The organism is Candidatus Ornithobacterium hominis (genome assembly GCF_900538215.1).
In the GTDB taxonomy this organism is placed as follows: domain Bacteria; phylum Bacteroidota; class Bacteroidia; order Flavobacteriales; family Weeksellaceae; genus Ornithobacterium; species Ornithobacterium hominis.
In genome coordinates this window covers 148,437-161,509 of sequence record NZ_UNSD01000005.1, presented here as the reverse complement: position 1 = coordinate 161,509, position 13,073 = coordinate 148,437, and the positions used below count along the sequence as shown (strand labels likewise).

At 34.8% G+C, this 13,073-nt stretch carries 12 protein-coding genes; 7 read left to right on the top strand and 5 right to left on the bottom strand.

Going from position 1 to position 13,073, the window contains the following annotated elements:
- The first annotated feature begins 41 nt into the window (after positions 1-41).
- From D5J18_RS05825 to D5J18_RS05800, 6 genes are all read left to right on the top strand, one after another.
- Positions 42-362 (top strand): hypothetical protein, encoded by a 321-nt coding sequence (locus D5J18_RS05825; protein ID WP_119058078.1) that lies wholly within the window; start codon positions 42-44, stop codon positions 360-362.
- Between the two features lie 85 nt (positions 363-447).
- Positions 448-1,602, top strand: a complete 1,155-nt coding sequence (locus tag D5J18_RS05820) for a cysteine desulfurase family protein (protein WP_119058077.1) — start codon at positions 448-450, stop codon at positions 1,600-1,602.
- A gap of 64 nt (positions 1,603-1,666) precedes the next feature.
- Complete coding sequence (gene dnaX, locus D5J18_RS05815; RefSeq protein WP_119058076.1) at positions 1,667-2,761, top strand: DNA polymerase III subunit gamma/tau; 1,095 nt, start codon at positions 1,667-1,669, stop codon at positions 2,759-2,761.
- A 68-nt stretch (positions 2,762-2,829) separates the two neighbouring features.
- Positions 2,830-3,414 carry a DUF8439 domain-containing protein gene (locus D5J18_RS05810; RefSeq protein WP_119058075.1) on the top strand — a complete coding sequence of 195 codons (585 nt, stop codon included), beginning with the start codon at positions 2,830-2,832 and terminating at the stop codon, positions 3,412-3,414.
- A 38-nt stretch (positions 3,415-3,452) separates the two neighbouring features.
- Positions 3,453-5,231 carry an AMP-dependent synthetase/ligase gene (locus D5J18_RS05805; RefSeq protein WP_119058074.1) on the top strand — a complete coding sequence of 593 codons (1,779 nt, stop codon included), beginning with the start codon at positions 3,453-3,455 and terminating at the stop codon, positions 5,229-5,231.
- The gene (locus tag D5J18_RS05800; protein WP_119058073.1) at positions 5,221-5,925 is read left to right on the top strand and encodes an SIR2 family NAD-dependent protein deacylase; all 705 of its coding nucleotides are present in this window, start codon (positions 5,221-5,223) and stop codon (positions 5,923-5,925) included. Before D5J18_RS05805 ends, D5J18_RS05800 begins: the two co-directional genes overlap by 11 nt.
- Positions 5,926-6,120: 195 nt before the next feature.
- Here D5J18_RS05800 and rocD read toward each other — a convergent pair whose 3' ends face one another.
- Together rocD and D5J18_RS05790 are read right to left on the bottom strand one after the other, a co-directional pair.
- Positions 6,121-7,368: an ornithine--oxo-acid transaminase gene (rocD, locus tag D5J18_RS05795; RefSeq protein ID WP_119058072.1), complete on the bottom strand. Its 1,248-nt coding sequence runs from the start codon at positions 7,366-7,368 to the stop codon at positions 6,121-6,123.
- Between the two features lie 306 nt (positions 7,369-7,674).
- Positions 7,675-8,340, bottom strand: coding sequence for an HAD family hydrolase (locus D5J18_RS05790; protein WP_119058071.1), 666 nt, complete (start codon positions 8,338-8,340; stop codon positions 7,675-7,677).
- Between the two features lie 115 nt (positions 8,341-8,455).
- On the opposite strand from D5J18_RS05790, the gene D5J18_RS05785 reads away from it, so the two are divergent.
- On the top strand, positions 8,456-8,656 hold the full coding sequence (locus D5J18_RS05785) for a CsbD family protein (RefSeq protein WP_119058070.1): 201 nt from the start codon (positions 8,456-8,458) through the stop codon (positions 8,654-8,656).
- 172 nt (positions 8,657-8,828) lie between these two features.
- On the opposite strand, the gene gap is transcribed toward D5J18_RS05785, so the two are convergent.
- The 3 genes from gap to uvrB form a co-directional block, all read right to left on the bottom strand.
- A complete protein-coding gene (gene gap, locus D5J18_RS05780; RefSeq protein ID WP_119058069.1) occupies positions 8,829-9,851 on the bottom strand; it encodes a type I glyceraldehyde-3-phosphate dehydrogenase in 1,023 nt (340 codons plus the stop codon).
- Positions 9,852-9,875: 24 nt separating this feature from the next.
- Entirely contained in the window at positions 9,876-10,862 is a 987-nt protein-coding gene (gene pfkA, locus D5J18_RS05775) for a 6-phosphofructokinase (RefSeq protein ID WP_119058068.1), read from the bottom strand.
- Between the two features lie 128 nt (positions 10,863-10,990).
- A complete protein-coding gene (gene uvrB / locus D5J18_RS05770) occupies positions 10,991-12,994 on the bottom strand; it encodes an excinuclease ABC subunit UvrB (protein WP_119058067.1) in 2,004 nt (667 codons plus the stop codon).
- Positions 12,995-13,073 lie beyond the last annotated feature (79 nt).

Below are 13,073 nucleotides of genomic sequence, written 5' to 3'. Positions count from 1 at the left end.
AATATTTTAGGTTTAAGGGAGCTTTAATTTTTCACTCCTGCATGCTACAGAAACTTGATGTGCCAGTGGAGGAGAGCAAACTTAAATTAGAAAAAATTTATACACAAAACCAGAATGGGTTGAATGAATTTAATCAAAAGCTTATTCATTCCAAAGAAGAATTTGAAAAAGAACTTCAGAAACGCAGAATTTCTTCTCATCAAGTTTTATCTGATATTGATTTTAATAAAATCTCATTGATTATCATCAATTTAGGGATGAGAAGAAGCGGAGGCTATTCAGGTATTTTAGAAAACCCAAAAATCGAAAATCAAAATTTAGTCGTAGATTTAACCTTGTTTTCGCCTAGGCCTAATGATTAGCTTACGATGGCTTTGACTTATTCTACATTGATTTATAAAGTTAATACTACAAAAATTAAACAACTGATTGTAAACCCCAAATAAAATGAAAGTATATTTTGACAGTGCTGCAACTACACAAATGCACGAAGAAGTCATCGATGCGATGATAAATGGAATGAAAGAAAAATTTGGTAATCCTTCTTCTACACATTTTTTTGGTCGTGAAAGTAAAGCAGAAATTGAAAAAGTTAGGAAAGATATTGCCAAATACACTGGGGTAAACGCTTCAGAAATTATTTTTACTTCTTGCGGTACAGAAGCAAATAATTTAATCATCAGAAGTGTAGTCGAGCATCTCGGTGTAGAGCGAATCATTACCAGTGTTTTAGAACACAAGTGTGTGGCAGAAACGACAAAAGAAGTTTGTAGCAAAAAAGATTTAGAATTACTTTTATTACCCATCAAAAAAGATGGAAACCTTGATTTTGAAACCTTAGAAAAATACTTAAAAGATTCCCCGAAAAAGACATTAGTAACCCTAATGCATGCCAATAATGAAATTGGGAATATTTATGATATTGAGAAAATAGGAAAAATATGCGAAGAAAATCAAGCCTATTTCCACTCAGATATGGTGCAAACCTTAGGGCATTTCGCCATCAATCTCCATGAATTGCCAGTGCACTTTGCTAGCAGTAGCGCCCATAAATACCACGGGCCAAAAGGTGCAGGTTTTGCCTACATCAAAAAAGGAACAGGATTAAAAGCTCAAATTACTGGGGGAGGGCAGGAACGGAATTTAAGATCAGGCACCGAAAATTTACACGGAATCTTAGGCATGGGGAAAGCATTTGAGATGGCTAATCAAAATTTTGACAATGAAATCAAAAAAATTAAAAGCTTAAAAAAATACACGATAAAAAAACTAAATCAAGCATTTCCTGATATCATTTATAATGGGAAAAGTGCTGATCTAGAGGAAAGTTTATACACAATTTTAAGTGTTCTATTGCCATTCCATGACTCATTGATTGGCTTTGAATTGGATCTAAAGGGCATTGCCGCCTCGCAAGGTAGTGCTTGTAGTTCGGGGGCGAGCAAAGCCAGTGCGGTAATTACTGCTTTGCATGAGGCTTCTGTTTTGAAAGCGACTACACCTTTACGCCTTTCATTTAGTATTTATAATTCTGAGGAAGAAATAGATTATTTAGTTCAATCTTTGGTGGAAATCGCTGAAAAACAAAAAGCTAGAAATTAAGCAAAAGAAAATTAATTTTTAAAGGCTTAAAAAATTTTCAATATACGTATCTTTGGTCAGATTTATGGATAATTACGTTGTTTCAGCTAGAAAATACAGACCCCAAACTTTTGATGAAGTCGTTGGTCAGGAGGTAATTGCAAAGACTTTAGAGCATGCGATTGAGAATAATCATTTAGCTCAAGCTTTATTATTTTGCGGGCCACGGGGTGTGGGAAAAACAACTTGTGCAAGGATTTTAGCCCGAAAAATTAATGAATCTACCACTGATGACAGCAAAGATTCTGATTTTGCATTCAATATTTTTGAATTGGATGCAGCTTCTAATAACTCCGTAGATGACATTCGCTCGCTGGTTGACCAAGTGCGTTTTCCGCCACAGGTGGGGCAATACAAAGTTTACATTATAGATGAGGTTCATATGTTGTCTAATCAAGCATTTAATGCTTTTTTGAAAACTCTAGAGGAACCACCAGCGCATGCTATTTTTATTTTAGCAACAACAGAAAAACACAAAATCATTCCAACGATTTTATCTCGATGCCAAATTTATGATTTTAAGAGAATTAGCATTATTGATATCAAGAATCACTTGAAGAAAATTGCTGCTCAAGAAAATATTGAATACGAAGATGATGCACTGCATTTAATTGCTCAAAAAGCAGATGGAGCTTTGCGTGATGCGCTTTCAATTTTTGACCGTTTAGTGACTTTTGGCAACGGAAATGTTTCGATGCAAGTGGTGACTGAGACTTTGAATGTATTGGATTATGAAACTTATTTCTCTGTAACACAACATTTAATCGGAAATGAAATCCCAAAAGTTTTGCTCCAATTGGAAGAAATTTTACAGAAAGGTTTTGATGCCCAATTATTTATCAGTGGATTGGGAAGTCATCTAAGAGATTTGCTCGTAGCTAAACACGCTGAGACGCAATCCCTATTGGATGTGGGTGAGAAAACAGCTCAAAAGTATTTAAAACAAGCTCAAATTTGTAATTTAAATTTTCTATTGCAAGGTATTGAAATTTGTAATAAAGCCGATATTGATTATAAAAACTCTAAAAATCAAAGACTTACAGTTGAGTTAGCTTTAATGCAATTAGCGAGTTTGACGGCAGAGGATAATACAATCTTAAAAAAAAAAAGTTTAGAATAATCCCCTCTATATTTTTTAAGACTTCTAAAAAAGAGCAAAAAACTACTGCTACGCCAGCTCAGGAAAATTTGGCTGGAGCTGGGAAAAATGTTTTGCAAGAAAATATAATCTCAAAAACAGAAACCAGTGGCAATGAGCTACCTACAGAGCCTAAAAAAATGGCTATTCGCAGGCAAAATCCGATTTTTAGCATTAATGCAGAGGCAGAAAAATTAATAGCAAAAAAAGAGGAGAGCGATATGGCAAAAGAGGAGAAAGAGCTGCCTAATGAAGAGTTCACCAAGCATGATTTTCTCCGACTTTGGAATGAGTTTTTAGAAAAAATTAAAAATCATAACCGCCCAGCTTTTAACGTTTTGCAAACGGCAGAATGGGAAATCAATAAGAGTAATGATATTGTATTGAGCTTTGATTCTGAGTCGATGGCAATTGAGTTTGAAAATTTGAGAGAGCAATTTGTGATTTTTTTTAGAGAAAATTTAAATAATTATTACATTCAAGTATTAAAGAAAGTAAAGGATGAAGCTTCAGATAAAAAGCACATCAAATCACGGCGAGATATTTTTAATGAAATGGCTGAAAAAAATGAAAATTTATTAAGGCTTCAGAAAATTTTTGATTTAGATATTGATAACACTCCGAGATATTTTTAATTTTTTTAGTACTTTGCAATCATTATACTTTATAACAGATGGAAATTAAACGACTTTTTGATATATTATACAACCAACAGGAAAAACAAACTTTGGAAGTTTGTTTGGCGAAAAAAACTGGGGAAACATGGAAAACTTACTCTACGCAAGAATATATTGACATCGCAAATAGCGTAAGTAGAGGACTACTTAAAATTGGGATTAAAAAAGGTGATAAAATTGCTATCGTGGTAGATAATAACTGCCCTGAGTGGAACTTTTTAGACATTGGTATTCAGCAAGTTGGAGCTATTTCTGTTCCTGTATATTCTACAATTTCTGCCGAGGAATATGAATATATTTTCAACGATGCAGAAGTGAAAGTCTGTTTTGCCTCAAATTTAGAATTAATCTCTAAAGTTTCAGAAACTCAAAAGAAAACACCTTCATTAGAATATATTTACAGTATAGAAAAATTACAAGACTTTTCTCATTGGGAAGAAATTTTAGATTCAGGCAATAAAAATGAAAACCAAAATGAAGTAGAACAAATCAAAAATAGTGTAAAAGAGGATGATTTGGCTACACTGATTTATACTTCTGGCACGACTGGTAAACCAAAAGGAGTCATGTTAAGTCATAAAAATTTGGTCTCGAATGTGATTGCATCTCGTAAACGAATTCCGCCACTGGGCGAAAAACCTAAAGCTTTGAGTTTTTTGCCAATTTGCCATGTTTTTGAGCGAATGATAATTTATTTATATCAATACAGTGGAATTTCTATTTACTATGCAGAAAATATGGATAAAATTGGTGATAATTTAAAAGAAATTTCTCCACAGGTTATGACGGTGGTGCCTAGAGTTATTGAAAAAGTCTATGGGAAAATTTATGAAACAGGTATGAACTCTGGAGCTGTAAAAAGTAAAATTTTTGCATGGGCTTTAAATCTAATTGAAGATTATGACCCTTTGAGAAAAGATAAACCTCTCTCTTGGTATTTAAAATATAAAGTTGCTAACAAATTGGTATTCAGTAAATGGAGAGAAGGTTTAGGAGGTAAAATGGTGACTTTAGTTAGTGGTAGTGCTAAACTATCAGAACAACTAAACCGAATGTTTTGGGCGGCAGGTATTCCAATTTTAGAAGGCTATGGGTTGACGGAAACTTCCCCCGTGATAAGCGTAAATTCATTTAATAAAAATGGATTTGAGATTGGGAGTGTGGGTAAACCACTCAAAAATGTAGATGTGAAGATAGCTGAAGATGGCGAAATTTTAGTAAAAGCACCGAGTGTTTTTAAAGGATATTATAAAAATCCAACGAAAACAAAAGAAGCTTTCACTCCAGAAGGCTATTTCAAAACTGGAGATATAGGCGTGATAAATTCAAAGGGTATATTAAAAATCACCGATCGGAAGAAACAAATCTTCAAAACCAGTGGTGGGAAATACATTGCTCCAGAACCGATTCAGAATAAGATGCTAGAGATTCCATTCATTGCACAAATTATGGTGGTGGGCGAAGGGCAAAAGATGCCGTGTGCTATCATTCAGCCAAACTTTGATTATATCAGAAATTGGGCTGAGAAAAATAATCTCAATCTAGATTTAGACCCCAAGAAAATTACTGAAAATAAACAAGTTATAGATGAAATTCAGAAAGGAATTGATGATAAAAACAAGCATTTTGGGCATTGGGAACAAGTGAAACGCTTTGTTTTGACTCCAGAAGAATGGACGATTGATAATGATTTATTGACTCCAACGCTGAAGATGAAACGAAAAAATATCAAAGAGAGATATATTGCTCTCTATAACGAGTTGTATGAAAATTAAACCCAAAATACTCGTACTCACAGGTGCTGGAATTTCACAAGAAAGTGGATTAAAAACCTTTAGAGACTCGGGAGGTTTGTGGGAAGATTATGATATTTCTCAAATTGCAACGCCAGAAGCCTTTGAAGAAAATCCTAAATTAGTTTTAAAATTTTATAATTTAAGAAAAAAACAACTCAAAGATGTAGAACCCAATGCAGCTCATCATTTTTTGAAAACCTTAGAAGATGATTTTGAGGTGATTATCATTACACAAAATGTCGATGATTTACATGAAAGAGCAGGCTCAAAAAATATTATTCATTTGCATGGCGAACTCAAAAAAGCACGCAGCGTGTTCAATGACGAAATTGCTTTCGAATACGAAAAAGATATTCAATGGGGTGATTTACACAGCGATGGCGGGCAACTGCGTCCGCATATTGTTTGGTTTGGGGAAGCAGTCCCTCAGATGCAAAAAGCAATAGAAGAAGCCCAAAAAGCAGATATTCTTTTAATAATTGGAACTTCTCTGCAAGTTTACCCAGCAGCGGGTTTGGTGCATGAGGTAGCGACAAATGTTCCAGTTTATTTGATTGACCCTTCTCCAATTGAATTCCCTAGTTTTAACCAAAAAATTCATCATATTCAGAAAAAAGCAATTGCGGGAATAGAAGAATTAAATGAAATTTTAAAAATTTTTTTAAAGCCTTAAAAAATAATATACTTTTATAAAAATAAAATTTAATTCGGAAGAAAAAAATCCAATAATCTGTTTTCCACCTTGTTTACAAACCAAAAGAGATTAAAATTCATTAAGATAAAATGTGTGAAAAAAAAAAGCCATCTCAAAATTTATTGAAACAGCTTTTTTTCTATTTTAGTTCAAAAGAGACATTAAATAAATTTTTTAAGCCTTAAAATTTTCTATGGTTTCTCTAATGATACGAAGACAATCCAACAATTGCTCTTCGGTAATTACCAATGGCGGGGCAAAACGAATGATATTCCCGTGTGTTGGTTTTGCTAATAATCCGTTGTTTTTCAGTTTTATACAAATATCCCAAGCTGTAGAACTTTCTTCCGTATCGTTTATGACGATGGCATTCAATAGACCTTTCCCACGAACTTTTGTGAGAAGATTTGGATTTTCATCAACAATTTTTTGCATCTCTTGTCGGAATAAATTCCCTAGTTTATAAGCTTTTTCAGCTAAATTTTCATCTAAAATAACCTCAAGAGCGGCCGTTGCCACTGCACAGGCCATCGGGTTTCCACCAAAGGTAGAGCCATGCTGCCCAGGTTGAATGACATTCATAATTTCATCGTTCGCTAAAACAGCAGAAACTGGGTAAACACCCCCTGAAATCGCTTTACCCAGCGTTAAAATATCAGGTTTTATATTTTCATAGTCGCACGCCAACATTTTGCCTGTACGAGCAATTCCTGTTTGAATTTCATCTGCAATGAAGAGCACATTGTGTTTTTTACACAAATCATAGCAAGCTTTCAAATACCCATCTGAAGGCACATAGACGCCAGCCTCACCCTGAATCGGTTCTACTAAAAAGCCAACTACATTTGAGTTTTCTTGCAAGATTTTTTCTAAAGCTTCAGCATTATCATATTCCACGCTGATGAACCCAGAAGTATAAGGCCCAAAATCATCACGAGCATTATCGTCATTGGAGAAAGAAATAATGGTGGTTGTTCGCCCATGGAAATTCCCTTTGGCTACTACAATCACAGCTTTTTCTTCGTCTACACCCTTTTGCGTATAGCCCCATTTGCGACAAATTTTTAATGCAGTTTCTACTGCTTCTGCGCCCGAGTTCATCGGTAAAACTTTATCAAAATCTAAAAGTTCAGTGATGTATTTCTCGTATTTGCCCAATTCTGAATTGTAAAAAGCTCGAGAAGTAAGCGTTAACTTCTCTGCCTGATTTTTTAAGGCTTGAATAATTTTGGGGTGGCAATGCCCTTGATTGACCGCTGAATAGGCAGATAAAAAATCATAATATTGTTTGCCCTCAACATCCCACACAAAAACACCTTCTCCTTTTTCTAAAACAACTGGAAGCGGATGATAATTATGAGCACCGTGCTTATATTCTAAATCTATATAATATTGTGAATTTTGATTGTGAGTATTTCCCATAAAGATTAAATTTTATTTGTTTTTATAATGTTCTAAATCAAAATTACTAAAATTAAGACAATTTATTAGCGAATTTGATAAATTAATTAATGATTTGACTTAATTATTCTTCGTTTAGCTTATCTATGTATCCGCTCAAGAGTATAATGAAATTTATAAAAAAGAAATTGTGAAAAAATAGAGGAAATATATGGCAAGGTGGCTTAGATTTCTGATTAGAAACGGCAACCAATCTCTACTGCTGTGTGCATAGGTATTAGAACTTTCCTTATTTTATTTAAAATCAAATAGATAAAAAAACAAAAATTAATGTTTAGTAATTAATCCATTCAATTTTTTTGCGTCGATTTCTGAGAAATCAGAAATAACTGTTCCAGCCAAAGAATAATCTTGATTATGGCTATTCTTACTCCGATAAGCTACAGCGTAAATTTCTGCTGCATGAGCAGCTTTTAACCCGCTGGTAGAATCTTCTATCACGATGCATTCTGATTTTTGAGCCTTGGCTAATTTTGCTGCAATTTCAAAAATTTCTGGGTGAGGTTTTGATTCTTTGAGTGAAGCACCACTAATTTTATCAGTAAAATAGGGGGTGAGCTCAAATTTTTCAAAAACCCAGTTTATCGTATTCATGCTTGCTGAACTGGCTAAAATCAACGTAATATTATTTTGGTATAAATTTTTAATTAAATCTAAAACACCAGGAATTAAATCAAAATTTGGGTCGTTATCAAATAAATGTTTAAAAAACTTTCTTTTAACATTAATCAGCTCTTGAGGTTGATTTTTAAGTCCAAATTTATCTATCAGAGTTTCACAGACATGTTGCGTTGATTTCCCCGTAAAAGTCTGGAATAATTCTTCTGAAACTTCAATATTAAAATCATCAAACATTGAGTAATAAGCTTTTCTATGCAATGGTTCTGTATCGACAATCACTCCATCCATATCAAAAAGTACTGCTTTGAGCATTTTCTTTCGTTTTTCACAAAGATAAAAAATATAATTAACAACGAATTAACAAATTTGATAAATTTATGGAATACCTTTTGAAATTAAAAAGTTATAACAATTTAAAACTAATATTATGGACAATTCATTTGAAACAAAGTTAAAAGGAAACTGGAATCAACTGAAAGGAAAAGCTAAGCAACAATGGGCTGATTTGACTGATGATGACTTATTATACGAAGAGGGAAAATCAGATGAATTATTTGGTAGAATTCAAAAGAAAACTGGCCAAGCAGTAGAAGATATTAAAGATTGGTTTAACGATAACGTTGGCTAATTATCTTAATTATAATTTTCAGTTTAACTCCTGCGTTTGCGGGAGTTTTTATTTTTTTTTTAAGCCTTTATAAATTTTAATAAATATTGACTTTTAAGTTTCTGTGTAAAAAAAGGAGTCTAAAAAAATCCCGCAAGAAATTTTACGGGATTTTTTTTAAGCCTTAAAAAATTTATGAAATTAGTTCTGCAAAATGCTTAGTCAATCTAACTAATTGAGCGGTATAAGACATTTCATTATCATACCAAGTAATGATTTTTACTAGTTGCTCGCCATTCTCATCTTCTAAAACTTCTGTAGAAAGAAGATCAAAATAAGAGCCGTAAGTTATTCCTATAATATCTGAAGAAACAATAGGCTCGTCAGTATATCCTAGGGTATCTTTCAAATCTCCATCTGCTGCTGCAATGATAGCATTATTAACGTCTTCTTTTGTTACTTTTTTATTTAAACGAGCAGTTAAATCAACTAAGGAACCAGTTGGTACGGGAACGCGAAGAGCCATTCCATCTAATTTCCCTTTCAATTCAGGTAAGACTAAACCAACTGCGGCGGCGGCACCAGTTGTAGTAGGGACGATATTAGCTGCTGCTGCACGCGCTCTTCTCAAGTCACTATGTGGCCCATCTAGTGTATTTTGATCATTAGTATAGCCGTGGACTGTTGTCATCAAACCAGAGAGTAAACCAAATTTATCATTCAAAACTTTAGCTACAGGTGCCAAGCAGTTTGTAGTGCAAGAAGCACCAGAAAGAACGGTTTCGCTACCATCTAAAATATCATGGTTTACGTTGTAAACGATGGTTTTCATATCACCTTTGGCGGGAGCAGAGATAATCACTTTTTTAGCTCCAGCCTTGATGTGTTTTTCAGCGGCTTCTTTGGTTCTGAAGAAGCCAGTACATTCTAAAACGACATCAATTCCTAATTCTTCCCAAGGAAGTTGCTCTGGGTCTTTTTGACTATAAATGGTAATTTCTCTACCATCTACGATTAATTTATCTTCTTTTACTTCTAGTGAGTCTGTTTTGAATTTACCTTGTGTAGAGTCATACTTTAATAAATGACCTAATGTTTTTGCATCGGTAAGATCGTTGATTGCTACAATATCAAAATCATTGTCGTCTTCCATTAAGCGGAAAGCTAAACGACCTATTCTACCAAATCCATTGATTGCTACTTTAACTTTTGCCATAATTATTGATGTTAAATTTATAAATTATCTTGCTAATATATCTGAAACTTTTATGAGTTCCTGATCAATTTCGTTATGTTTTTGAATAGCCTCTTCTATAGGCGTAAATACAATTTTATTACTTCTGACCCCAGCCATTACTCTTGTTTTACCTTGCAATAATCCTTCCACAGCTGCAATTCCCAGCCTACTTGCCAGCACGCGGTCTGCGCAGCTAGGGTCTCCTCCTCGCTGAATATGCCCTAAGACCGTCACACGGATATCATAGTCAGGATATTTTATTTTGGTAAATTTAGCTAAATCATAAACACCGCCCAATTCTTCACCTTCTGCTACAACAATTATACTTGAGAGTTTTCCTGTCTTTCTACCTCGTTCCATTGAGTCAAACATCTCCTCAATTTTATCTTTTCTCTCTGGGATTAAAATATCTTGAGCCCCACATGCGATCCCCGAATTCAATGCAATAAAACCAGCATCTCTCCCCATAACCTCTACGAAAAATACACGATTGTGAGATTGCGCTGTATCACGAATTTTGTCAATAGCATTTATAACTGTATTTAGTGCCGTATCGTACCCTATCGTGAAATCCGTACCAAAAATATCATTATCTATCGTCCCAGGAATTCCAATCACTTTGACGTCATGCTCTTCACTGAATATTTTAGCCCCGGTAAAAGAGCCATCTCCACCAATCACTACTAGTGCGTCAATACCATTTTTTTTTAGGTTTTCGTAAGCTTTTTTGCGGCCTTCTTTAGTTGTGAACTCTTTAGAACGAGCTGTTTTTAAAATTGTTCCTCCGCGGTTAATGATATTGCTTACGCTTCTTGGCCCCATCGAAAATATATTATCCTCTATCAAGCCTTGGTAGCCTAGGCGAATCCCCTTACAATTTAGCCCGTTATAAATACTAGCACGCACCACGGCACGCAGCGCAGCATTCATTCCTGGTGCATCTCCACCAGAAGTCATAACTCCGATTGTATTAATATTTTGTTTCCCCATCGATTAAAATTTCAGTCACAAATATAATGAAATTTAACATTTTTATTGTACTGATATTTTTATGATTTTTGTGGGGTAAAATTCTAGTGAAATTTTTTAAGGCTTAAAAAATTTTTAAAAAATTAATTTTAAATTTCTATTCCTAATTTTTCTTTCAAGACATTGATTTCATCTCTGAGCTTTGCTGCTTGAATGAAGTCTAAATCCTTTGCTGCCTTTTGCATTTGTTGTGTTTTTTTCTCTATCACTTTGTTTAAATCTTGATTTTGATAATCCACTTGGTCTTCTGCAGCTATTTTCATCACAGATTTCTGCACGTAAGGGTTATTCTCGAAATCGACTTCTTTTTTGATGCGATTAATCTTTTTCACCAAAGCTTTTGGTTCAAGATTATGTTTCTTATTATATTGAATTTGGATTTCTCTGCGACGTTCTGTTTCATCAATACAACTTTGCATACTTGCCGTGATTTTATCAGCATACATGATTGCTTTTCCGTTTACGTTTCGTGCAGCGCGACCTACTGTTTGCGTTAGCGAACGATTATTTCTCAAAAAACCCTCTTTGTCAGCATCTAAAATGGCTACCAAGCTTACCTCTGGCAAATCTAAGCCTTCACGCAATAAATTCACGCCCACCAAGACGTCGTATAAACCTTCACGCAAGTCTTGCATGATTTGTACGCGGTCTAATGTATCGACATCAGAATGAATATACTGGGTTCTAACGCCATAGCGTGTCAAGTACTTGGTCAATTCTTCTGCCATTCGTTTAGTCAAGGTGGTGACAAGCGTTCGTTCATCAATTTCAGCACGTTTTTGAATTTCTTCCATCAGATCATCCATTTGGTTGAGAGATGGGCGTACTTCAATGATGGGGTCTAGCAAACCTGTTGGGCGTATAACTTGCTCTACAACAACACCTTCACCCAATTTTAATTCATAATCGGCAGGTGTCGCAGAGACGTAAATCACTTGATTTTGTAAGCCTTCAAATTCTTCAAATTTCAGTGGTCGATTGTCCATAGCTGCTGGCAGACGAAAGCCGTATTCTACTAAATTCTCTTTTCGGCTACGGTCACCACCGTACATTGCATGAACTTGAGGAACGGTTACGTGCGATTCATCTATCACCATCAAATAATCATCTGGGAAGTAGTCGAGCAGGCAAAAAGGCCGTGTGCCAGGTAATCTGCCGTCCAAATAACGGGAATAGTTTTCTATCCCAGAGCAGTAGCCTAATTCTTTCATCATTTCAACGTCAAACTCTGTGCGTTCTTTGAGTCGTTTTGCTTCTAAATTTTTTCCTATTTCTTGAAAAAAATTAACTTGTTTTCCTAAATCTGTTTGAATGTTCTGAATTGCACCATTCATTGTTTCTTTGGAAGTAACAAAAAGATTGGCTGGGTATAGATTAATTTTATCAAAACCTGCGACTCTTTTCCCGTTGGGAACGTTGAAGGTTTCAATTTCTTCGATGCGTTCACCGTAAAAGTGGACACGAAGTCCATCATCAGCATAGGCTGGGAAAATTTCGATGGTATCACCTTGAACACGAAAGTGACCTCGTGCAAATTCTCCTGTGGTTCTCGCATATAAACTATTGACTAGCTGATGCAAAAAGTGCGTACGGTTGATTTTCATTCCTTTCTCTAGCTGAATGACACTTTTGTGAAATTCTGTTGGGTTTCCAATGCCATACAAGCATGAGACGGACGCTACAACTAGCACATCTCGCCGCCCAGAGAGGAGCGAAGATGTAGTGCTGAGTCGTAGTTTTTCAATTTCTTCATTGATGCTTAAATCCTTCTCGATGTATGTAGAAGAGTGGGGAATATAAGCTTCTGGCTGGTAATAATCGTAGTAAGAAACAAAATATTCTATCGCATTATTAGGGAAAAACTCTTTGAACTCTATATAAAGTTGAGCCGCCAAAGTTTTATTGTGCGCTAAAATCAAGGTTGGCCGCTGAACTTCTTTTACCACATTGGCAATCGTAAATGTCTTCCCCGAACCTGTAACTCCCAGTAGCACTTGGTATTTATCTTGATTTAGGATACCATTTTTTAGTTGTTTTATAGCTTTGGGCTGGTCTCCAGTAGGTTGAAAATCAGATTGCAAATTAAAATTCATATAGAAATTTTTAAAGCCTTTATAAAATTTTATTGAAATTACTTATTGAAATTATTTATCAAGACTTTTAGTTTAAAAG